General features: G+C 61.0%; 22 protein-coding genes. 16 read left to right on the top strand and 6 right to left on the bottom strand.

What is annotated here, in order from left to right; all coding sequences use genetic code 11:
* Positions 1-38 precede the first annotated feature (38 nt).
* The 12 genes from flgB to DMO26_RS05275 all read left to right on the top strand — a co-directional run bounded on the left by flgB (position 39) and on the right by DMO26_RS05275 (position 8261).
* Positions 39-428: a flagellar basal body rod protein FlgB gene (gene flgB / locus DMO26_RS05330; protein WP_117190961.1), complete on the top strand. Its 390-nt coding sequence runs from the start codon at positions 39-41 to the stop codon at positions 426-428.
* Between the two features lie 4 nt (positions 429-432).
* Entirely contained in the window at positions 433-852 is a 420-nt protein-coding gene (flgC, locus tag DMO26_RS05325) for a flagellar basal body rod protein FlgC (protein ID WP_117190960.1), read from the top strand.
* The gene (locus tag DMO26_RS05320; protein WP_117190959.1) at positions 849-1187 is read left to right on the top strand and encodes a flagellar hook-basal body complex protein FliE; all 339 of its coding nucleotides are present in this window, start codon (positions 849-851) and stop codon (positions 1185-1187) included. The genes flgC and DMO26_RS05320 overlap by 4 nt, the downstream gene beginning before the upstream one ends.
* A 16-nt stretch (positions 1188-1203) precedes the next feature.
* Entirely contained in the window at positions 1204-1992 is a 789-nt protein-coding gene (gene flgG / locus DMO26_RS05315; protein ID WP_117190958.1) for a flagellar basal-body rod protein FlgG, read from the top strand.
* A 64-nt stretch (positions 1993-2056) separates the two neighbouring features.
* Positions 2057-2509 carry a flagellar basal body P-ring formation chaperone FlgA gene (gene flgA, locus DMO26_RS05310; RefSeq protein WP_404947017.1) on the top strand — a complete coding sequence of 151 codons (453 nt, stop codon included), beginning with the start codon at positions 2057-2059 and terminating at the stop codon, positions 2507-2509.
* Complete coding sequence (locus DMO26_RS05305) at positions 2506-3636, top strand: flagellar basal body P-ring protein FlgI (RefSeq protein ID WP_117190956.1); 1131 nt, start codon at positions 2506-2508, stop codon at positions 3634-3636. Before flgA ends, DMO26_RS05305 begins: the two co-directional genes overlap by 4 nt.
* Positions 3633-4193, top strand: a complete 561-nt coding sequence (locus tag DMO26_RS05300) for a MotE family protein (protein WP_117190955.1) — start codon at positions 3633-3635, stop codon at positions 4191-4193. The genes DMO26_RS05305 and DMO26_RS05300 overlap by 4 nt, the downstream gene beginning before the upstream one ends.
* Positions 4190-4909, top strand: a complete 720-nt coding sequence (flgH, locus tag DMO26_RS05295; RefSeq protein WP_117190954.1) for a flagellar basal body L-ring protein FlgH — start codon at positions 4190-4192, stop codon at positions 4907-4909. The genes DMO26_RS05300 and flgH overlap by 4 nt, the downstream gene beginning before the upstream one ends.
* Before the next feature lie 42 nt (positions 4910-4951).
* Complete coding sequence (locus tag DMO26_RS05290) at positions 4952-5470, top strand: flagellar basal body-associated FliL family protein (protein ID WP_117190953.1); 519 nt, start codon at positions 4952-4954, stop codon at positions 5468-5470.
* Between the two features lie 128 nt (positions 5471-5598).
* Positions 5599-6753, top strand: a complete 1155-nt coding sequence (locus DMO26_RS05285; RefSeq protein WP_117190952.1) for a DegT/DnrJ/EryC1/StrS family aminotransferase — start codon at positions 5599-5601, stop codon at positions 6751-6753.
* 35 nt (positions 6754-6788) lie between these two features.
* A complete protein-coding gene (locus tag DMO26_RS05280; RefSeq protein ID WP_117190951.1) occupies positions 6789-7550 on the top strand; it encodes a cephalosporin hydroxylase family protein in 762 nt (253 codons plus the stop codon).
* Between the two features lie 36 nt (positions 7551-7586).
* Positions 7587-8261: a GNAT family N-acetyltransferase gene (locus DMO26_RS05275; protein WP_117190950.1), complete on the top strand. Its 675-nt coding sequence runs from the start codon at positions 7587-7589 to the stop codon at positions 8259-8261.
* 89 nt (positions 8262-8350) lie between these two features.
* Here DMO26_RS05275 and DMO26_RS05270 read toward each other — a convergent pair whose 3' ends face one another.
* The 5 genes from DMO26_RS05270 to DMO26_RS05250 all read right to left on the bottom strand — a co-directional run bounded on the left by DMO26_RS05270 (position 8351) and on the right by DMO26_RS05250 (position 13295).
* On the bottom strand, positions 8351-9574 hold the full coding sequence (locus DMO26_RS05270; protein WP_117190949.1) for a class I SAM-dependent methyltransferase: 1224 nt from the start codon (positions 9572-9574) through the stop codon (positions 8351-8353).
* Entirely contained in the window at positions 9571-10131 is a 561-nt protein-coding gene (locus DMO26_RS05265) for a dTDP-4-dehydrorhamnose 3,5-epimerase family protein (RefSeq protein WP_117190948.1), read from the bottom strand. The genes DMO26_RS05270 and DMO26_RS05265 overlap by 4 nt, the downstream gene beginning before the upstream one ends.
* Positions 10128-11201: a CDP-glucose 4,6-dehydratase gene (gene rfbG / locus DMO26_RS05260; RefSeq protein WP_117190947.1), complete on the bottom strand. Its 1074-nt coding sequence runs from the start codon at positions 11199-11201 to the stop codon at positions 10128-10130. The genes DMO26_RS05265 and rfbG overlap by 4 nt, the downstream gene beginning before the upstream one ends.
* Positions 11192-11965, bottom strand: a complete 774-nt coding sequence (rfbF, locus tag DMO26_RS05255; RefSeq protein WP_117190946.1) for a glucose-1-phosphate cytidylyltransferase — start codon at positions 11963-11965, stop codon at positions 11192-11194. Before rfbF ends, rfbG begins: the two co-directional genes overlap by 10 nt.
* A gap of 88 nt (positions 11966-12053) precedes the next feature.
* Positions 12054-13295 carry a glycosyltransferase family 2 protein gene (locus DMO26_RS05250; RefSeq protein ID WP_117190945.1) on the bottom strand — a complete coding sequence of 414 codons (1242 nt, stop codon included), beginning with the start codon at positions 13293-13295 and terminating at the stop codon, positions 12054-12056.
* 366 nt (positions 13296-13661) lie between these two features.
* Between DMO26_RS05250 and fliP the strand changes: the two genes are divergently transcribed.
* Entirely contained in the window at positions 13662-14399 is a 738-nt protein-coding gene (fliP, locus tag DMO26_RS05245) for a flagellar type III secretion system pore protein FliP (RefSeq protein WP_117190944.1), read from the top strand.
* A gap of 54 nt (positions 14400-14453) precedes the next feature.
* On the opposite strand, the gene DMO26_RS05240 is transcribed toward fliP, so the two are convergent.
* Positions 14454-16391, bottom strand: a complete 1938-nt coding sequence (locus tag DMO26_RS05240; RefSeq protein WP_162894718.1) for an O-linked N-acetylglucosamine transferase, SPINDLY family protein — start codon at positions 16389-16391, stop codon at positions 14454-14456.
* A gap of 335 nt (positions 16392-16726) precedes the next feature.
* On the opposite strand from DMO26_RS05240, the gene DMO26_RS34905 reads away from it, so the two are divergent.
* The 3 genes from DMO26_RS34905 (at position 16727) to DMO26_RS05225 (ending at position 21050) form a co-directional block, all read left to right on the top strand.
* On the top strand, positions 16727-17998 hold the full coding sequence (locus DMO26_RS34905; protein WP_117190942.1) for a flagellin N-terminal helical domain-containing protein: 1272 nt from the start codon (positions 16727-16729) through the stop codon (positions 17996-17998).
* A 257-nt stretch (positions 17999-18255) separates the two neighbouring features.
* On the top strand, positions 18256-19527 hold the full coding sequence (locus DMO26_RS05230; RefSeq protein WP_117190941.1) for a flagellin N-terminal helical domain-containing protein: 1272 nt from the start codon (positions 18256-18258) through the stop codon (positions 19525-19527).
* A 248-nt stretch (positions 19528-19775) separates the two neighbouring features.
* Complete coding sequence (locus DMO26_RS05225; RefSeq protein ID WP_117190940.1) at positions 19776-21050, top strand: flagellin N-terminal helical domain-containing protein; 1275 nt, start codon at positions 19776-19778, stop codon at positions 21048-21050.
* Positions 21051-21082 lie beyond the last annotated feature (32 nt).

Here is a 21082-nt window from a genome sequence, read left to right as displayed (position 1 = left end):
ACCGGGCTAGTCTTCAGAGGAAAGATGGAGAAAAGCCTATGCAACCGATTCAACTGTTCGAAATGGCGGGCCGTCAAGCCGAGTGGCTTTCGGTCCGTCAGGAAGTTGTTGCGGGCAATATCGCCAATGCCAACACGCCGAAATTCAAGGCGAAGGACGTAACGCCCTTCGACGCGGTTCTGGACAAGACCCAGAACATGCAGATGGCCCGCACGCATCCCGGCCACATGGCCTCAAGCAATCTCAGCGAAGACGTTGAGATCAAGGAAGCGGAACTGAACGAGGAAATCGGCGTGCAGGAATCCGGCAATACCGTCTCGCTCGCCGAGGAGCTGACCAAGACGGGCGAAATCAAGCGTCAATACGAACTAAGCACAGGTCTCGTGAAGTCGTTTCACAGCATGATGCTGCTGACAGTAAAGAGGTAAGCAAATGGATCCGCTTTCAGCCTCCCTGAAAATCGCCGGATCGGGAATGGAGGCGCAGTCGACGCGTCTCAGGATCGTTTCCGAAAATATTGCCAATGCGCGCTCCACCGGCGACACGCCGGGAGCCGACCCCTATCGCCGCAAGACGATCACCTTCGGTTCCGAACTGGACCGGGCAAGCGGCGTGGACGTCGTCGAGGTCAAGAAGCTCGGCGTCGACAAGTCGAAATTCATCCAGGAATACGATCCGGACCATCCGGCGGCCGACGAGCGAGGCATGGTCAAGCTGCCCAACGTTAACATGTTGATCGAGATGGCGGACATGCGGGAAGCCAATCGCTCCTACGACGCCAACATCCAGACCATCAAGCAGACGCGCGAACTGATCGCCGCGACGATTGACCTCCTGAAGGCCGGGCAATGATCGATAAAATCCAAAACGTAAGCTCCCTCTCTCTGTCCAACGGCATTGACGAGATCGGTTCCACGTCCGGCACCTCGATGTTCGGCGCCCAGGCGGCGACGCCCGGCCAGAATACCGGCATGGACTTCGCCAGCGTGCTGGGAGACATGGCGGTCGACACGATGAACAGCCTGAAGGGCGCCGAATCGATGTCCTTCAAGGCCATCCAGGGCAAGGCGAACACCCGTGAAGTCGTGGACGCGGTCCTGGAAGCGCAGCAGTCGCTCCAGACCGCCATGGCGCTGCGCGACAAGATCGTCTCCGCCTATCTCGAAGTCACCAAGATGCAGATTTAAAGATTAGGACGAAGACATGAGAGCGCTTTCCGTCGCAGCCACGGGCATGGATGCCCAGCAGACCAATCTCGAAGTCATTGCGAACAACATCGCAAACATCAACACGACGGGCTACAAGCGTGCCCGTGCCGAATTTTCCGACCTGCTCTACCAGAGCGAACGCGCCCAGGGCGTGCCGAACCGAGCCAACCAGGCGATCGTGCCGGAAGGCGCCAATATCGGCCTTGGCGTGCAGACGTCCGCGGTGCGCAACATCCATACCCAGGGCGAGCTGAGCCACACCGAAAACGATCTCGACGTCGCGATCGTCGGCCGAGGCTGGTACCAGATCCAGACTCCGGACGGCCAGACCCTCTACAGCCGCGCCGGTTCCTTCAACAAGAATGCCGAAGGCCAGATGGTGACGATCGACGGTTATGCCGTCGTGCCGAACATCACCTTCCCCGCCGATACCAGCGAAACCAAGATCACCCGCACGGGCCAGGTCATGGTGCGCATCGGCAACGACGCCGACTTCACCGAAATCGGCCAGCTGACGATCGCCAACTTCGTCAACGAGGCCGGCCTCCAGCCGCTCGGCGACAACCTGTTCCAGCAGACGGCCGCATCCGGCGAGCCGATCGTCGCGGCACCGGAGGATCCGGGCTTCGGTTACCTGAAGCAGGGTTACCTCGAAAGCTCGAACGTCGATGCCGTGCGCGAGATCACCGACCTGATCTCCGCCCAACGCGCCTACGAGATGAACTCCAAGGTCATCACCACCGCAGATGAGATGGCTTCGATCGTCAGCAAAAACCTGAAGTAAAAACAGGAGACGGGCAGACATGATGTTTCGCCGGAAAAATGCGATTGGCGCCAAGCCGACAAGGATGGCCCTGGCCATGCCGCTTCTGGCAGCGATGCTTGCGGCGGCGGGCTCGCCCGTCCTGGCCGACATGGGGACGGCCGTCGTGCCCAACCGCATCATCTATCCCGGGGAGGAAATCACCTCGGGCGTCGTGGACGAGGTCGAGGTCACCAATCCGAACCTTTCCGGCGACTTCACGCGCAAGGTCGGCGAAGTCGTCGGCATGGTCGCGAAACGCACGCTGCTGCCGGGCCGTACCATTCCCGCTTCGGCACTGCGCCAGGCCTACGCCGTCACCCGCGGCAAGGCCGTCCGGCTGACCTTCAGCATCGGCAACATGATCATCTCGGCCCAGGGTTCGCCGCTCGAAAATGCGGCGATCGGTGACCTGATCCGCGTTCGCAACACCGATTCGGGCGTCACGGTAAGCGGCACCGTCATGGCCGACGGCTCGGTGCAGGTGGTGGCGAAATGAGAAAGAACCGTTTCATCGCAGCTCTGGCCCTCATCGGCGCGCTCCTCGGCGCGACGCCGGCGGCCGCGCAGACGAACACCACCGTTTCCGCCCGCGTCAAGGATATCGCCTCGCTGCAGGCGGGCCGCGACAACCAGCTCATCGGTTACGGTCTGGTCGTCGGTCTCCAGGGCACGGGCGACAGCCTGCGCTCCTCGCCGTTCACCGACCAGTCCATGCGGGCGATGCTGCAGAATCTCGGCATTTCCACCCAGGGCAGCCAGTCCAATGCCAAGAACGTCGCCGCCGTCATGGTCACGGCCAACCTGCCGCCTTTCGCCAGCCCCGGCAGCCGCATCGACGTCACGGTCAGCTCGCTCGGCGACGCAAGCTCGCTGCGCGGCGGCACGCTTGTTATGACGTCGCTTTCCGGCGCCGACGGGCAGATCTACGCCGTCGCGCAGGGCGCCCTCGTCGTTTCCGGCTTTTCGGCCCAGGGCCAGGCCGCCACGCTGACGGAAGGTGTCACCACCGCCGCCCGCGTGCCGAACGGCGCGATCATCGAACGGGAACTGCCGTCGAAGTTCAAGGATTCGGTGAACCTCGTGCTGCAGCTCCGCAACCCGGATTTCTCGACGGCGGTCCGCGTTTCCGACATCGTCAACAGTTTCGCGGCACGCCGCTACGGCGGCCCGATCGCCGAGCCGCGCGACAGCCAGGAAGTGGTCGTCCAGAAGCCGAAATCCGCCGATCTGGCCCGCCTGATGGCGGAGATCGAAAATCTGGTGGTCGAGACCGACACGCCCGCCAAGGTCGTGGTCAACGAACGTACCGGCACGATCGTCATCGGCGCGGACGTCAAGATATCGCGCGTCGCGGTCAGCTACGGCACGCTGACGGTGCAGGTGACCGAGACCCCCCAGGTCATTCAGCCGGAACCCTTCTCGCGCGGTGAGACCGCGGTGCAGCCGCAGACGGACATCATGGCGATGAAGGAAGGCGGCCAGGTGGCGATCCTGAACGGCCCCGACCTGCGCACTCTCGTTGCCGGCCTCAACAGCATCGGCGTCAAGCCGGACGGCATCATCGCCATCCTGCAGGGCATCAAGTCCGCCGGCGCCCTTCAAGCGGAGCTCGTCCTGCAATGACCGAGACCCTGTTCACCATTTCCATATCCAGAAGAATGGCGCGCCGCGTGCTTGCCGCCGCCGCTGTCCTGACGCTTGTCGGCCAGGTGGGCGCCCAGCAGCCGGCCGCGGTGTCCGAAACCTCGACCAGCGACGAGATCCAGAAGTTCTGCACCAACATCGCCGACGCGGCGCGCGACCAGCGCTACCTTCTGCAGAAGCAGGAACTGGACAAGCTGCAGGCCGACGTCGATATCCGCATCAAGGCGCTCGAGGAGCGGACGGCCGAATACCAGGACTGGCTCAAGCGCCGCAACGACTTCCTGGCGCGCGCCCAGGCCGGCCTGGTCGATATCTTCAAGACGATGAAACCGGATGCGGCCGCCCCCCAACTCGCCGAGATGAAGCTTGAGATCGCCGCGGCGATCATTATGCAGCTCCCGGCGCGCCAGTCGGCACTCTTTCTCAGTGAAATGGACCCGGAAAAGGCCGGCATGATCTCGACGATCATCTCCAGCGCGACCGACCCCAACACGTCGAAAGCACGCACTCCCAATACTCCGAAAGCACCCTCATGACGAAACGCATTCCCGCCATCATGGCTGTTCTCTTTCTGGCCGGCTGCAGCAGTCAGACGATCAAGGAGATCGGCAATGCGCCGTCCATGAGCCCGATCGGCAGCGGTCTGCAATATGCGCAGACGCCGCAGATGTCGTCCTATCCGAAGCAGCCGCGCCAGATGGCCAGCGGTTACTCGCTGTGGAGCGACAATCAGGCCGCGCTCTTCAAGGACAGCCGGGCGCTCAATGTCGGCGATATCCTGACCGTCGACATCAAGATCAACGACAAGGCGTCGTTCGACAACCAGACGGAGCGCAACCGCAAGAACTCGACCAGCCTGACCTGGGCCGCCAACCTCAGCAACCTGTTCGGCTGGACCCCCGAGGCAGGCACGACCGGTGATCTCGGGACCGATTCGAATACCGATACGCAGGGCAAAGGTACCACCAAGCGGGCCGAGACCCTGAAGCTGCTCGTGGCCGCGGTCGTCACCGGCATTCTGGAAAACGGCAACCTCCTGATCAGCGGCTCGCAGGAAGTCCGCGTCAATCATGAGATCCGCATCCTGAACGTCGCCGGTATCGTGCGTCCGCAGGACGTCGATTCCTCCAACATGATCTCCTACGACAAGATCGCCGAAGCCCGTATCTCCTACGGTGGCCGCGGTCGTCTGACGGAAGTCCAGCAGCCCCCGGTCGGTCAGCAGGTCGTCGATCTGTTCTCGCCCTTCTGATGACGCCGGGCGGAAGCCTCTTGATATGAAGGTTTGAAGAGCATGGCGGAAGAAGCGCAGGGAACCGACGCCGGCGGTAAAAAAAAGGGCGGCTCGATCATGGTAATCGCGGGCGTCGCGATCGTGACGCTCGTCGGCGCCGCCGGCGGCTGGGTCGTCGGTGGAATGATCGCGCCCAAGGATCCAGCGGCTGAGGCCAAGCACGAAGAGGCGGCGGCCGGCGGGCATGGTGAAGCCGGCAAGAAGGAGGAGGGACTTCCCCATATCTCCACCGAGGCCAACGGCGTCGTGCTTCTGGAGCCGATCACCACCAATCTCGCCTATCCGTCGGAGAACTGGATCAGGCTGGAAGTGGCGCTCGCCTTCAAGGGGCCGCCGGAAATGCCGCTTGCGGAAAGCATCCATCAGGATATCCTCGGCTACATGCGCACCGTCTCGCTGCAGCAGATCGAGGGCCCGCGCGGCTTTCAGTATCTGAAGGACGACATCCAGGAGCGCGTCGATCTGCGCTCGCAGGGTAAGGTCGCCAAGGTGATGTTCCGCACCTTCGTCATCGAATAGACGGTGCCCGCATTGCCCTTGCCCGCGGACGTCCGGCCCGCGGTGCCATATGAACACCATAAGCCCCGAGCAAATGTTTCCTGTTAGCTCGCGTGAGGCTACCCCTCAACCTTGAGAACGTGCTGCCCATGTCCAGGATTTTCTACACCAAGCCGTCGATCACCGAAGTGGAAATGCGCTATGCGGCGGATGCGGTGGAGACCGGCTGGGGCGCCAAGTGCTACGATTACATCCATCGCTTCGAGCGGATGTTCCGCGAACATCTCGGCGTCGAATATGCGATCGCGACGTCGAGCTGCACCGGCGCCATGCACATGGGCCTCGCCGCGCTTGATATCGGCTCCGGCGACGAGGTGATCCTGGCGGATACCAACTGGGTCGCGACCGTGGCGCCGGTCATGCATCTCGGCGCGGCACCTGTTTTCGTCGACATTCTTCCCGATACCTGGTGCCTGGATCCAGTCCAGGTCGAAAAGCACATCACCCCGCGCACCAAGGCGATCATCGCGACTCACATCTACGGCAATCTCTGCGACATGGACGCCCTGCTAGCGATCGGCGAAAAGCACGGCATCGCGGTGATCGAGGATGCGGCCGAGGCCCTCGGCTCGGCCATCAACGGCAAGCGCGCCGGTTCGATGGGCCGCTTCGGCACCTTCTCCTTCCACGGCACCAAGACCGTGACGACCGGCGAAGGCGGCATGTTCGTGACCAGCGATCCGGACCTCTACGAGCGCGTGCTGACCTTCAGCAACCACGGACGTGCCCGCGGTCAGACGAAGCAGTTCTGGCCGGATGTGATCGGCTTCAAATACAAGATGTCCAACGTGCAGGCGGCGATCGGCTGCGGTCAGATGGAACGCATCGAGGAACTGACGGCCCGCAAGCGCGAAATCCTTCAGGCTTACAAGACAAAGCTCTCCGGCATTTCCGGCATCGAACTCAACCCGGAACATCCAGGAACCGTCAACGGCGCATGGATGCCGACGGTGGTCTTCTCGGAAGGATGGGGCATCACCAGCGAGGACCTGCAGAAGGCCTTCCACGACGCCGATATCGACGCGCGGGTTTTCTTCCATCCGCTGTCGAGCCTGCCGATGTTCGAGGACAAGCGCGACGAGGGCAACGCCTACAACGTCAACGCCTGGGGCATTCCGCAGCGCGCCATCAATCTTCCCAGTTACCATGACATGACCGACGAGGATATCGACCGGGTGGCCGCGACGCTGCTCGATCTCGTGGCAGTGCGCGGCCGCCAGTCTCGTTCGGCTGCCGCTAGATAACAGCAATCCGGAAATTACAGGGCTTTGGAAATCACATGACCACGAAGGACGATCGGCTCGAATTCGAAGAGCACAAGAAGAAGATGTCTCTGGCGCTGGGTGAGGACGAGGCTGCATTCCAGCAGTCTTTGAACACCATGATCACGCTGGACAAATACGACTACTTCTATCTCTGGTCCTGGATGGGTCTGCCGATCATCCAGACGCCGGCGGATATCATGGCGACGCAGGAGGTCATCTGGAACACCAAGCCGGATATCATCATCGAGACCGGCATTGCCCGGGGCGGCTCGCTGATCTTCATGGCGTCGCTGCTGGCGGCCATGGGCAAGACCGACGCCAAGGTGATCGGCGTCGATATCGATATTCGCGCGCATAATCGTGAGGCCATCGAAAGCCATCCCCTGTCTCGTTACATCAAGATGATCCAGGGCGGCTCGGTCGACGCCGACATTCTGGAAGCCGTCAAGGCCGAGATTCCGCCGGGCGCCCGTGTCATGGTCGTGCTGGATAGCGATCATTCCCGCGAACACGTCCTTGCTGAATGCCGCGCCTATGGCGAACTGGTGACGGAGGGATGTTATCTCGTGGTGGCGGATACGCTGATCGGCCATCTGACCCCGGAACAGGCTTTCACCAAGCGTTCGAAAGTCTGGCTGCAGGGCGACGAACCTCTGCAGGCGCTGAAGGAATATATGGCCGAGAACGATATGTTCGAGGTCGATCCGGTCCTTAACGGCAAGCTCGTGCTTTCTTCTTCGCCGGGCGGTTATTGCGTCCGCAAGGGCGCGAACTGATCCGATTTCGTTCGGGCCAGCGAAAGACATCGCCAGATGAACCTTTCCGACATGCGTTCCTTCAAGGATAACGGCGATCCCGCCATGCGGCTCGTCGTTGCCATCCGCGATGAAACCGGGCGGCTGCTCGGGGAACTGCATTGCCTCGACCGGGCGCTGGCGGAAGAAGATGGTCTTGCCGGCGATCTGACCGAATGGCGCAATGCCGCAAGAACATCGTTTCTGACACAATTCGAAGCCAGGGTGGAGAGAACCGCATCCTGGCTTCAGAATGTCGTTCTATCAGCCAGCGACCGCGTTCTTTTCATTGTTCGGGGCATCGAGGGCGAGCGGCTCGGTCACATCGGCATCAGCAACATCGCGCCCGGCAGGGCCGAGGTGGACAACGTCATGCGCGGTCGCCCCGGCGGCGAAAAGAGCTTGATGTTCTACAGTGCTGTCGCCCTGATAGCCTGGATGTTCAGGAGGCTTGCCGTCCCGGTCGTCCAGCTTCATGTCTTTTCGAACAACACGGCGGCGATCAGGCTCTACGAGCGTCTCGGCTTCGAGATCGTCGAACGCTCGCCGCTCCGGCGTATCGAGGAGCCCGAGATGGTTCGATACGCCACAGACGGTGAGGAGGGGGTCGAGGTCGACTTCGGTTACCTGCGGATGGAAATACCGGTCGCGCGTTTCCACGCGCTTCATCCCTGGGCGCCCGTCTCCGATTGAACCTTCGGGTTCGACGCTCTTTCCAAAAAGTTACCAGTGCGCGATTGGGAGGAGGCCGGACCGTCTCTCCCGCAACGAGCTTGTCGTCGTCATTTGATTTCCAGTTGCGGCACGGCGGTGACGAACTTTGTTCCCTGCTCGGCGAGCGAAGCGAGCTGCTGGCGAACTTCCGCTGCGATATTCCAGGGCAGGATCATAACGTAGTCCGGCCGGCGCTGTGAAATCGCGTCCGGATGCAGGATGGGGATATGGCTGCCCGGCATGAACTTGTTCTGCTTGGCCGCCGCGGCATCGCAGACAAAGGGAAGCAGGTCCGGTTTGACGCCGGCGAAATTGAGGAGGGTATTGCCCTTGGCGGCGGCGCCGTAGGCGGCCACCGTCTTGCCGTCGCGCTTTGCCTGCAAGAGGAAGGCGAGCGCGTCGTTCTTCACCGTCTCGGCCTTTGCCTGGAAACCGGCATAAGGAGTCGTGGTGCGCATGCCGCGGCGTTCCTCCTCGGCAAGCAGCGCGGTGACTGCTTCGGTGGTCTGCCGGGCATCCTCCGCATGGCAGCCGTAGACGCGTAGGCTGCCGCCATGGGTCGGCAGTTCCTCGACGTCGAAGACGCGCAGGCCGGTGCTTTCGAAGATCCTGCCGACCGTGAAGAGCGACAGATAGGAGAAGTGCTCGTGATAGACGGTGTCAAACTGGTTCTGTTCGAGAAGCCGCATCAGGTGCGGGAATTCGAGCGTGATCGTGCCGCCGGGTTTCAGCGCCGCCTTCAGGCCGCGGGTGAAATCGTTGATGTCGGGCACATGCGCATAGACGTTGTTGCCGAGGATGAGGTCGGCGCCTTTGCCGTCGCCGGCCAGCTTCTTGCCGAGCTCTTCGCCGAAAAATTCGCGCAAAACCGGAACGCCGAGCGCTTCGGCCGCATCCGCCGTGCTGTCGGTCGGCTCGACACCCAGGCAGGGAATGCCGGCCTTGACGAAATTCTTCAGGAGATAACCGTCGTTGGAGGCGACCTCGATGACCATGCTGTCCCGGTCGAGGCCGAGCCGGGCGGTGATCATCTCGGCATAGCGGGCCGCATGGGTGAGCCAGCTCGTCGAGGCGCTGGAGAAATAGGCGTATTCGGCGCTGAACAGCTCGTCTGCCGCCGCATAATCCTCGGTCTGGACCAGCCAGCATTCCTCGCAGGTCTTCAGCCGCAGCGGAAAATAGACTTCCGGCCTCGCAAGGTCCTCGGCCGTCAGGTAGGCGTTGGATGGCGGCGCGAAGCCGAGATCGAGGAAGTCGCAGCGCAGTTCGCTGCCGCAATGACGGCATTTCATGGCGTCAGTCCTGTAAATTGTTCTGTCAGATATGGATGGTTACGGTCCCGCTCGGACATTTCGCCGATGATCAGCGGCCAGGTTATGGCAAGCGTCGGATCCTGCGAATTGAGCGCGCCCTCGAAACCCGCGGCGTGGGGAGCCGAATGGAAATAGAGGAGCTCGCAATCGTCGGTCAGCGTCTGGAAGCCGTGGGCGAAACCCTCCGGGATCAGCAGCGAGCGGCGGTTTTCAGCCGACAGCTCTTCCGCATGCCATTTCAGGAAGGTCGGCGATCCGGCCCGCAAGTCGACGGCGACATCAAAGACGGCGCCGCGCACGCAATTGACGAGCTTCATTTCCGAATGCGGCGGATGCTGGAAATGCATGCCGCGCACGGTACCCTTCTTCGCCGTCATCGTCAGGTTGATCTGCGCGATCGGCTTTTCCCAGCCGGCCTCCGCGAGTTCATCGGCGCAGAACATGCGCGACAGGAAACCGCGCGAATCGCCGAGGTTCTGGCGTTCGACGCGCTTCAGGCCGGCAAGCGGCAGATCGGTCACGGCAAAGCGGCTCAAGGGCGTGCCTCGTAGTCGGCGATTTCGGCCTCGCAGAGCGCGCGGGCGTCGGTGCCGTCGCGCTGGGCGCGATACCATTTCATCGTCCGGTCCACGGCTTGCGCAAGCGACCAGCGCGGCTCGATTCCCAAGATATGCCGCGCCTTGGCGGTTTCCAGGGCGAGCCAGCCGGCTTCATGCGGGCCTTCGGTGCCGTCGCCGTATTCCACCTCGCCGCGGCCATAGGATGCGCGGGCGATCTCGATCACCTGCCGCACCGGTGCGGCTTCGTGGCTGACGGGGCCGAAGTTGAAGGCGTTCGCAAGCGATGCGTCACCCCATAGCCGTTCGGCCAGCACGAGATAGGCGCAGAGCGGTTCCAGCACGTGCTGCCACGGGCGTTTTGCCTCGGGGCGGCGCACCTGCAGGATATTGCCGGCCTGCCAGGCGCGTACCGCATCCGGCAAAAGCCGGTCGGCCGACCAGTCGCCGCCGCCGATGACGTTGCCGGCGCGGGCGCTGGCGACCGCGGTTCCTTTTTCCCTGAGGAACGAATCACGGTAGCTCGAAATGACGATCTCGCTTGCCGCCTTGCTGGCGCTGTAGGGATCGTGGCCGCCGATATGGTCGGTTTCCCGGTAGGGAAAGGCATGTTCGAGGTTCTGGTAGACCTTGTCGGTGGTGATCGCCACGACCACCCGCGCCGATCCGGCCTGCCGAACGGCTTCGAGAAGATTCGCCGTACCCTGAACATTCGTCGCGAACGTGCCGAGCGGATCGCGATAGCTTGCCCTGACCAGGGCCTGCGCGCCGAGATGCAGGACGATCTCCGGCGCGGCGGCCCTCACGAGATCGGCAAGCGCCTCCGCGTCGCGGATATCCTGGAAATGGCTCTGCTTCAGCTCCGGGCGCGCAAGCACAAAAAGGCTGGGCTCGGTTTCAGGCGGCAGCGAAATGCCGGTGACCTCGGCGCCGAGCCGCGTCAGCCAGAGGGACAGCCAGCTGCCCTTGAAGCCGGTGTGTCCGGTCAGAAGGACGCGTTTGCCGGCCCAGAAGCCGGCATCGGGCATGGCTCCGCCGGTCACGACCATATCTTCCAGGGAGCATTTCCGGAGGCCCAGAGGTCTTCGAGCATGTTCTTTTCGCGCAGCGTGTCCATCGGCTGCCAGAAGCCTTCGTGCTCATAGGCCATCAGTTCGCCCATCGAGGCGAGCGAGGTCATCGGCGTGGCCTCCCAGGGCGTGCTGTCGGCTTCGACGAGGTCGATGCTCTTGGGCGACAGCACGAAGAAGCCGCCGTTGATCATGCCGCCGTCACCGCGCGGCTTTTCGACGAAACCCGTCACCTGGCTGCCGGAACGCTCGAGCGCACCGTAGCGGCCGGGGGGATGGACGGCGGTTACCGTCGCCATCTTGCCGTGAGCGAGATGGAATTTGATGACTTCGGAGATGTCGACGTTGCTCAGGCCGTCGCCATAGGTGAAGCAGAAGGCCTCCTCGTTGCGCAGATATTGCCCGACGCGCTTCAGGCGGCCGCCGGTCATCGTCGATTCGCCGGTATCGACCAGGGTGACCTTCCACGGCTCGGCGCTGCGCCGGTGCACCTGCATCTCGTTATAGGCCATGTCGAAGGTAACGTCGGACATGTGCAGGAAATAGTTGGCAAAATATTCCTTGATCACATAGCCCTTGTAGCCGCAGCAGATGATGAATTCGTTCACGCCGTGGGCCGAATAGAGCTTCATGATGTGCCAGAGGATCGGCCGTCCGCCGATCTCGATCATCGGCTTGGGCCTCAGATGCGTCTCCTCGGAAATGCGGGTCCCCAACCCGCCGGCGAGAATAACAGCTTTCAATTCGGTATCTCCTACCACTGGGGTCGGGTCCCGGGTTTCCCGGGATCCGGCTTGCCCCTCTTGCCATCATCCGGGATGGCTCGCAGTTCTAGATCAGGATGGTCTGGATAAGGTCTTCCTGGGCGAACACCATGTTCGGCGGATATCCGAGATCGACGAAGCGCTGGCGCTGTTCGGGAAGAAAAACGAGTACCGCGGCCCGGTTCGCGAATTCGGGCGAATGCTCTGCCGGCTCGTTGATGATCGCAACCCGCTCGGGGAAATTGACCTTCGCGATGCGTTCCTTGATGATTTCCGCGTCAAGGAAGCCGGAGATGATCAGATTGTCGATCTCAGCCGCAGCATTCACCTGCCAGGCAAGGGTTTCGAGAGCCGCGGCAAGCCCAAGGCCGTCCCGAACCTTGGTAACTTCCGGATGCGTATCGAAGCCGCCGAAGATCAGTCGCGTATAGACTTCGTAGGCCTTCACGAATTCTCTGAAGCCGACGAGCAGCCGCAGCGCCACGGTCATGCGCACCATTGTGAACGTGCGGCACATGTGTTCCTGCGTCAGCTTGTCGTCGTCCTGGGCGCGGATCTGGCCGCGCTTGGTGCCGAAGTAGAGGAAATATTCCAGGCCGCCGCGATACTGATCCCAGCCGGACATGGCGATGTCGTGACCGCCCTGGCGCCTGTCGCGGCCGTGTTCCGACCGGCCGACCTGCTTGTAGAAGGGCTCCTTGAGGAATGCGACGTCGCCCTTGTCGAGCAGATGCGCCAGCATGGGGAAGGCGTAGAAGCAGATGTCGCGCGGCACCCATGTCGCTCTCAGCGCGTCGGTGCGAAACACCGCGATTTCCGGGAATATGTGCCCACGATACATGAAGTTGAAAACTTCGCCGAAGCTGTGACGCGGGAAGATGACATCTTCTTCGACCTCGTAGAACTTGCCGGTATCCACTTCAAGGACGCCGTCATAGAGGTACCAGGGCGCATGGCAAACCAGGACGGAGGGATGCGTATCCAGAAATTTTATCGCATTCAGGAGGCCTTCCAGAACGAGCCGGTCGTCGTCTGCCAGATAGACCGCGTATTCGCCGCGCGCACGCCGGAAAGCGGCGTTCACGTTGATGACGGCGCCGTTGTTCTCCGCCCTCACGAAGTAGTTGATCGGCATGTGAGCGGCAAATTCCCGGGCGACCTCGGCGGTATTGTCCGTCGAGGCGTTATCGGAAATGACGATCTCGTAGGGGAAGCCGAACGTGAATGCCTTGATGCGTTCCAGGCACGAGCGAAGGTGCGGGGCACGGTTGTAGGTTGGAATGCAGATGCTGAGCTTGATGGAGTTCACTGAAATTTCCTCGACCGGAGTTTGCCGAGCCGTGCGGGCCTGACTCGTCGGCAACGGCTTAGCGGTGTTGTTGGCGATGCGGGTCCGGTGGCGTCGCCGTAGTTGGAGACGGCCTCATCACAGACATCCGCACAATTGATTCGTATTCAGGCTCCCCGCGCCATTGTGAGATTGCTGATCAGACGCTAGCCGCCGAGACTTGTGCAAAACTGAAGCCCCGCCTTCCGGCTCTGCCTGCCCGGGATGTCAGCCAGGGGGCGTTTCCGTGCATCTTCCTGTTCACGAACGGCCGCTTCCTCCGGCCGGCTGTTGACCTTGCTCGTCCCGGGTGACTATCGAAGGTGATGCAACGGACCTCGTGATCGCATGATTCGGCTGATCTATCTGCTCGTCGCCCTAATCGCGACACCTGGGCTGGCACTCGCCCAGCAATCGCCTGCGGATCTTCTCAATCTGCCGGTCGATGGTTCCGCTGCCGCATGGATCATCCGCACCTTCGGGCTCCTGACGGTCCTTTCCGTCGCGCCGGGCATCCTGATCATGGTCACGAGCTTCCCGCGTTTCGTGATCGCCTTTTCCATTCTGCGGTCCGGCATGGGTCTTTCGAGCGCGCCTTCGAACATGATCCTGATCTCGATGGCGCTGTTCATGACCTTCTATGTCATGTCGCCAACCTTCGACCGGGCCTGGAACGAAGGCGTCCAGCCGCTTCTGCAGAACCAGATCACCGAAGCGGAAGCCGTGCAGCGCATTGCCGAGCCCTTCCGCGTCTTCATGTCGGCCAATACCCGCGACAAGGACCTGGAGCTTTTCGTCGAGATTGCCCGCGAACGCAATCAGTCGGTCGGAACCCCGCAGGCGATCGACTACCGGGTGCTCATTCCGGCCTTCATGCTGTCGGAAATCCGGCGAGGCTTCGAAATCGGCTTCCTGATCATCCTGCCGTTCCTGGTGATCGACATGATCGTCGCTGCGATTACCATGGCGATGGGCATGATGATGCTGCCGCCGACCTCGATCTCTCTGCCGTTCAAGATTCTCTTCTTCGTGCTGATCGACGGCTGGAACCTGCTCGTCGGCAGTCTTATCCGTTCTTTCGGATAGGATCAGGCAAGGGGAAGGGCCGGGAAACTCCCGGCCGCTTGTTTTTCGAAGAGATTATTCCGTCCGGGTGATGAAGGCGCCTTCGCGCGGCGGCAGCGCCGGGACCGCGAAATGGTCCGGCTTCTTCTTTGCCTTAGCCCGGTCGACCATCATGGTATAGGCCGTTTCCAGGTGGCGGCAGAAGCGTTCCGCGTCGAATAGCGGTTCGCTGAAGCGGTTCCTTTCGAGCCGCCCGCGGATTTCGGCAAGCTCTTCCCGGTGGTTGAAGTAGTAGACGGCGCGTTCGACATAGTCGTCCATCGTCTCGCAGATCATTTCGGGTATGCCGACGGCGTTGAGCAGGCTTTCGCTCACTCGCGAAGCGAAGTTGACGCCCTTGTGGGTCAGCATCGGCAGGCCGCACCACAGCTTTTCCGAAGTCGTGGTGTGACCGTTGTACGGATAGGTGTCGAGGCCGAGATCCGTCTTTGCGATACGGTCGAGATAGGCCGCATAATCGATGACGCGATCGCCGAACAGGATACGGTCGGCGTCGATGCCGGCATCCGTAAAGCCTTTCAGGAGGTTTTTGCGCGAGCCATAGGCTTCCTTGCAGATGAGGAAGAGATAGCTGCCCGGCGTTTCCTTGAGGATCCGGATCCAGAGGTCAAGCGTCGTGCGGCTGATTTTCCAGTGTGTATGGAAGGACGAGAAGATGAAGGCATCTTCCGGCATATGGCAGATGCGGCGGTCGATCTTGCGCGGCAGCGGACGATGGATGGCGTCGTTGGGGAAGAAGGTCTCCGGCATCCAGCAGATCTTCTCGTAATAGTTCGCGAACGAGCTTTCCGGAACCACCGTGCGGTCGGCGATCAGGTAGTCGATGTCGACATTCACGACGGTGCCGGGATAACCGAGCCAGGTGGCGTGCACGGGCGCGGTCATCTCGTTCATCAGCGTCACGCGCGTATCGGCCGTATGTCCCTGCAGGTCGATCAGGACGTCGATGTTCTCCGCCTTGATCGCATCGGCGGCCTCGTCGTCTGTCATGCTGCGGATGGAGATGATCTTGCCCCAGGATTCGCGGGCGGCCGTATTGCTTTCCTTAATCGTCTTTTCGGACGCGTTGCAAAATAGCGTGATGTCGAACTTGTTCTTGTCATGCGCTTCGAGCACGCCGCGGAACGCCTTCATGACGGCGTGTTCGGTCCAAAGGTCGGAGGAGAGGTAGCCGATCTTGATCTTGTCGTTCCACTTGTGCGGCATTGCGTGCCGTTTGGCGGTAACGCCCGGCGGTTTGCGGACGCGCGCGGCGCCAGCGATCGCGTTGACGCGCTCGTCGGTGCACCAGCGGATGTTGTAGAGCGAGATCTCGTCGTAGAACGGCTCGAACTGCCCGGCATCGATTTCCGCCTTCAGGATCGGGTCGTATTTGTCGATGACCTCGTAATTGTTCGTGTCGCGCATGACGGTTAGATAGTAGTTGCGCAATATCTTGTCGTCGGGTTCTCTCTCGAACGTATCGACGATGAGCTTGTGTTCGTCCTCGCTGCGCGTCGTGATCCTGATCGAGCGGATCGAGAACCGGCGGTGTTCGGGATTGTCGCTGGCCGCCAGCGTTTTTTGGAAGACCGAGGAACCTTCCATTTCCTGGCGCATCAGGGCGCCGGACATGAGAAGCGCCATGTCGGGATCGGCGATCGCCTCGTTGAGGATCTTTCCGCCGATTCTAAGCAGGCTGATGTCGTCGTTGTTGGCGAAATGAAGTCGCATCGCTTCACGCAGATATTTCAGCCGATGTCGCGATTCCTGCTCGCCGGCGAGCTGGAAGGCCTGCGCCGCTTCGGTCTTCATCTGCATCTTCACGAGCGTGGCGCCGAGGAGAGCATAATGGCGCGGATCCCGATCGACGTTCAGCAGACGGTTAATGATGGCCAGGACGTCGTGATACTGGCGTTTGTCGAAGCTTTTCTGAGCTGCGACATAGTCGCGTTGAACCTTTAGCGATTTCAAGTCATTCCACTCCGGTAATAGGCTTGCGCCGGCGCGAAACCGGTCTCCTTGACCATGGTGACAGCCCAACCTTGCTTGAAACCGTCGTCCGTGCGGGAGGGGTCCGGCGCCGATATACCGTCGGTTAACCATAAGACCAGAGCCCGTTTGGAAGGGTGGCAAATTAAAGAACTTGGCAAGGAATGACGTGCCAAATTCCCCTCACACGACGGGTTTGGTATCTCTTCCGAGGCGAAGGAACCGAGTTGGCATGATGCCGGACCGAAGTGACCGGTAACCTTTCAAGTCCGGTATGTCCCCCCAAAAAGTATTTCGTTCAAAGGGACAATCCAATCATGACTAGCGTTCTTACCAACATCAACGCAATGGCCGCTCTCCAGACGCTCCGTTCGATCGGCAGCCAGATGGAAACGACCCAGGACCGCATCTCCTCGGGCATGCGCGTTGGCTCTGCTTCCGACAACGCCGCCTACTGGTCGATCGCGACCACGATGCGTTCCGACAACGCCGCTCTCTCGTCCGTTCAGGACGCCATGGGCCTCGGCGCTGCCAAGGTCGACACCGCTTACTCCGGTATGCAGGCAGCCATCGACGTTGTTCAGGAAATCAAGAACAAGCTCGTAACCGCCGGCGAATCCTCTGCCGACAAGTCGAAGATCCAGGAAGAAATCTCCCAGCTGCAGAACCAGCTGAAGAGCATCTCCTCTTCCGCTTCGTTCTCGGGCGAAAACTGGCTGCAGGCCGACATCGGCGGCAAGCAGGACTCCAACGCCTACCTCGCTGTTGCTGGCGACGCGATCACCAAGCAGATCGTCGGTTCCTTCACCCGCGACGCTCAGGGCAACGTTTCGATCCAGACGGTTACCGTCAAGCTCGACCAGACGAACGTTCTGTTCGACCTTTCCGGCGGTGACGCCGGTCTGCTCGACGCCAGCATCGCCAAGGGCGCACGTGCCGTCAAGGACACCTCGGGTCTCGATCGTTATGCCCGCGTCAACACCTCGGCCATGAACGACACGACCGCTGTCTACAAGGAAATCGGCGGCGATATCTGGATCAAGGGCGACACCCAGGGCAACTTCACCGAAGGTTCGACCGGCAACTATCTGATGAAGGTCGGCGGTGCATTCATTGACGCCGTCTACTCGACCGGCGCCAAGGAATACCAGGTCTCCACGGCTGCTCTGATGGCCACCAACGCCACCATCACGCTGGCAACCGGCGTTTCGGTCTCCGAACTCGACATCACCAAGCTCGACGACTACCGCAAGACCGGTGGTGCGAAGAACCTGGGCATGGGCGACGGCACGAACGTCACCGACGATCAGCTGATCGCCGCTCTGACCTCCTTCGTTGATCAGCAGCTCGACAAGATGACCAGCGCAGCTGCAAAGCTCGGTGCCGTATCGAGCCGCATCAACATGCAGGAAGACTTCGTCAACAAGCTGTCCGACTCGCTTGATCGCGGTGTGGGCCGACTGGTTGACGCCGACATGAACGAAGAGTCCACGAAGCTGAAGGCCCTGCAGACCCAGCAGCAGCTGGCGATCCAGTCGCTCTCGATCGCGAACTCCGACTCGCAGAACATCCTGTCGCTCTTCCGTTAATCGAAACAGGCGAAATGGCGCGGAGGCTGACCGCGCCACGGAGCTCCAAAAGAGGCCGCGTCCGAATTCGGACGCGGCCTTTATATTTTTCGAATTCGCTTCAATGTTCATTAACCATATTGAGGTTACCTAGAGCCATCGAAACGGCGAGTTAACCAAACAAATTAACTGGTTAGCAAGCATGACGCTGTGCGCCGTTCCCGGTGTGACCCGGAATGTCCCTTTTCGTAATCAGCCACTCAAGGGGCACCTAAACAATGACTAGCATTCTCACCAATATCGCAGCTATGTCTGCGCTCCAGACCCTGCGTCAGCTCGGCTCCGATATGGAGAAGACCCAGGCTCACGTTTCGTCCGGCCTGCGCGTCGGCTCTGCTTCCGACAACGCCGCCTACTGGTCGATCGCGACCACGATGCGTTCGGACAACGGCGCCCTCTCTGCCGTTCAGGACGCTCTCGGCCTCGGCGCCGCGAAGGTCGATACTGCCTACTCCGCCATGGAATCGGCTATCGACGTCGTTCAGGAAATCAAGAACAAGCTCGTTGCCGCCTCCGAAGCCGGCGTCGACAAGGCGAAGATCCAGGAAGAAATCACCCAGCTGCAGAACCAGCTGAAGAGCGTTGCTTCCTCCGCTTCGTTCTCCGGTGAAAACTGGCTGCAGGCCGACATCGGCGGCAAGCAGGACTCCAACGCCTACCTCGCTGTTGCTGGCGACGCCATCACCAAGCAGATCGTCGGTTCCTTCACCCGCGACGCACAGGGCAACGTTGCCATCCGCACCGTTACCGTCAAGCTCGACGAAAGCAACGTTCTGTTCGACCTTTCCGGCGGTGACGCCGGTATCCTCGACGCCAACGCCGCCAAGGGCGTCCGCGCTGTCAAGGATACCTCGGGTATCGACCGTTATGCCCGCGTCAACACCTCGGCCAGGAACGACACGACCGCTGTCTACAAGGATATCGGCGGCGATATCTGGATCAAGGGCGACACCCTCGGCAACTTCACCGAAGGTTCGACCGGTTCGTACCTGGTCAAGGTCGGCGGCGGCTATGTTGATGCCGTCTACTCGACCGGCGCCAAGGAATACCAGATCAGCACCGCTGCTCTGCTCGCCACCAACGCCACCATCACGCTGGCAACCGGCGTTTCGGTCTCCGAACTCGACATCTCCAAGCTCGACGACTACCGCAAGACCGGTGGTGCGAAGAACCTGGGCATGGGCGACGGCACGAACGTCACCGACGACCAGCTCATGGACTACCTGATCTCCTTCGTCGACGGCCAGCTCGAGAAGATGACCAGCGCCGCCGCCAAGCTCGGCTCGGTCTCCATGCGCATCAACATGCAGGAAGACTTCGTCAACAAGCTGTCCGACTCGATCGACAGCGGTGTGGGCCGCCTGGTCGATGCGGAAATGAACGAAGAGTCCACGAAGCTGAAGGCCCTGCAGACCCAGCAGCAGCTGGCGATCCAGTCGCTCTCGATCGCGAACTCCGACTCGCAGAACATCCTGTCGCTCTTCCGTTAATCCGGAAAAGACAGTCATCGAAAAAGGCCGCGCCCTCCGGGGCGCGGTTTTTTTGTGCGCGTCGATTTTTTGTTAACTTTGGTAAAAGCGGTTTAACCTTTGTTAACCATTTGTCTCCTAAATGGGGTCATCGAAACGATGGGTTAACCAAGACGAAGAAGAGGTTAATAGGCATCAAGGCCCAAGCCATCGTTCACCGGTGAAATCCCGGAATGTCCCTTTCATCTAGCCAATCAAGGGGCACTCAAATGACCAGCATCCTGACCAATATCGCAGCCATGGCTGCTCTCCAGACCCTCCGCTCGGTGGGTTCCGATCTCGAAAATGCACAGAAGCGCGTTTCCACCGGCCTTCGCGTCGGCACCGCTTCCGACAATGCCGCCTATTGGTCGATCGCGACCACGATGCGTTCCGACAACGGCGCCCTCTCGGCCGTCCAGGACGCCCTCGGCCTCGGCGCCGCCAAGGTCGATACCGCCTACGCCGCCATGGAATCGGTTGTCGACGTCGTCACCGAAATCAAGAACAAGCTCGTCGCCGCTTCCGAAGCCGGCGTCGACAAGGCCAAGATCCAGGAAGAAATCACCCAGCTGCAGAGCCAGCTGAAGAGCATCGCTTCTTCCGCTTCGTTCTCCGGCGAAAACTGGCTGCAGGCCGATATCGGCGGCCGTACCCATGCGACGACCGGCGAAATCTATGCCGGCGAGCCGCTGATGAAGCAGGTTATCGGTTCCTTCCTTCGCGATGCCAACGGCAACGTGTCCGTCCAGCCGATCCCGATCAAGCTCGACGAAAATACGGTTCTCTTCGACCTTTCGGGCGGTGACGCCGGCCTTCTCGACGCCAACATGATCAAGGGCTACCGTCAGGTTCAGGACAGTTCCGGCGCCGATCGCTACGCCAGGGTCAACACCTCGGCCATGGTCGACACGACCGCTGTCTACAAGGAGATCGGCGGCAACATCTGGATCAAGGGTGATACGCTCGGCAACTTCACCGAAGGTTCTTCGGGTGCCTATCTCAGCAAGGTCGGCGGCGCGTTCATCGACGTCAGCTACTCCACCGCCGCCAAGGAATATCAGATCAGCACCGCTGCACTGCTTGCAACCAACGCCTCCATCACGTTGACCAACGGCGTTTCGGTCTCCGAACTCGACATCACCAAGCTCGACGACTACCGAAAGACCGGCGGTACGAAGAACCTGGGCATGGGTGACGGCACCAACGTCACCGACTCGCAGCTCATGGATGCGCTGATCTCCTTCGTGGACCAGCAACTCGAAGGGCTGATCAGCTCGACGTCGAAGCTCGGCTCGATTTCGATGCGCATCGACATGCAGGAAAACTTCGTCTCCAAGCTGACCGACTCGATCGACAGCGGTATCGGCCGGCTGGTCGATGCGGACATGAACGAGGAATCGACGAGGCTGAAGGCGCTCCAGACGCAGCAGCAGCTGGGCATCCAGGCGCTTTCGATCGCCAACACCAATTCCGAGAATATTCTGTCGCTTTTCCGTCAGTAAGCGGGCCCGTTGGCTAGAGCGGGTTCGTCCCC

This window comes from Rhizobium terrae, assembly GCF_003425685.1.
Lineage (GTDB): Bacteria > Pseudomonadota > Alphaproteobacteria > Rhizobiales > Rhizobiaceae > Neorhizobium > Neorhizobium terrae.
This window is presented reverse-complemented; position numbering and strand designations above follow the sequence as displayed.

What these genes read in the sequence shown, in the direction of transcription:
- flgB (WP_117190961.1), top strand. Translation starts at nt 39, where the DNA reads ATGCAACCGATTCAACTGTTCGAAATGGCGGGCCGTCAAGCCGAGTGG.
- flgC (WP_117190960.1), top strand. Translation starts at nt 433, where the DNA reads ATGGATCCGCTTTCAGCCTCCCTGAAAATCGCCGGATCGGGAATGGAG.
- DMO26_RS05320 (WP_117190959.1), top strand. Translation starts at nt 849, where the DNA reads ATGATCGATAAAATCCAAAACGTAAGCTCCCTCTCTCTGTCCAACGGC.
- flgG (WP_117190958.1), top strand. Translation starts at nt 1,204, where the DNA reads ATGAGAGCGCTTTCCGTCGCAGCCACGGGCATGGATGCCCAGCAGACC.
- flgA (WP_404947017.1), top strand. Translation starts at nt 2,057, where the DNA reads ATGGCCCTGGCCATGCCGCTTCTGGCAGCGATGCTTGCGGCGGCGGGC.
- DMO26_RS05305 (WP_117190956.1), top strand. Translation starts at nt 2,506, where the DNA reads ATGAGAAAGAACCGTTTCATCGCAGCTCTGGCCCTCATCGGCGCGCTC.
- DMO26_RS05300 (WP_117190955.1), top strand. Translation starts at nt 3,633, where the DNA reads ATGACCGAGACCCTGTTCACCATTTCCATATCCAGAAGAATGGCGCGC.
- flgH (WP_117190954.1), top strand. Translation starts at nt 4,190, where the DNA reads ATGACGAAACGCATTCCCGCCATCATGGCTGTTCTCTTTCTGGCCGGC.
- DMO26_RS05290 (WP_117190953.1), top strand. Translation starts at nt 4,952, where the DNA reads ATGGCGGAAGAAGCGCAGGGAACCGACGCCGGCGGTAAAAAAAAGGGC.
- DMO26_RS05285 (WP_117190952.1), top strand. Translation starts at nt 5,599, where the DNA reads ATGTCCAGGATTTTCTACACCAAGCCGTCGATCACCGAAGTGGAAATG.
- DMO26_RS05280 (WP_117190951.1), top strand. Translation starts at nt 6,789, where the DNA reads ATGACCACGAAGGACGATCGGCTCGAATTCGAAGAGCACAAGAAGAAG.
- DMO26_RS05275 (WP_117190950.1), top strand. Translation starts at nt 7,587, where the DNA reads ATGAACCTTTCCGACATGCGTTCCTTCAAGGATAACGGCGATCCCGCC.
- DMO26_RS05270 (WP_117190949.1), bottom strand. Translation starts at nt 9,574, where the DNA reads ATGAAATGCCGTCATTGCGGCAGCGAACTGCGCTGCGACTTCCTCGAT.
- rfbG (WP_117190947.1), bottom strand. Translation starts at nt 11,201, where the DNA reads ATGGTCGTGACCGGCGGAGCCATGCCCGATGCCGGCTTCTGGGCCGGC.
- fliP (WP_117190944.1), top strand. Translation starts at nt 13,662, where the DNA reads ATGATTCGGCTGATCTATCTGCTCGTCGCCCTAATCGCGACACCTGGG.
- DMO26_RS34905 (WP_117190942.1), top strand. Translation starts at nt 16,727, where the DNA reads ATGACTAGCGTTCTTACCAACATCAACGCAATGGCCGCTCTCCAGACG.
- DMO26_RS05230 (WP_117190941.1), top strand. Translation starts at nt 18,256, where the DNA reads ATGACTAGCATTCTCACCAATATCGCAGCTATGTCTGCGCTCCAGACC.
- DMO26_RS05225 (WP_117190940.1), top strand. Translation starts at nt 19,776, where the DNA reads ATGACCAGCATCCTGACCAATATCGCAGCCATGGCTGCTCTCCAGACC.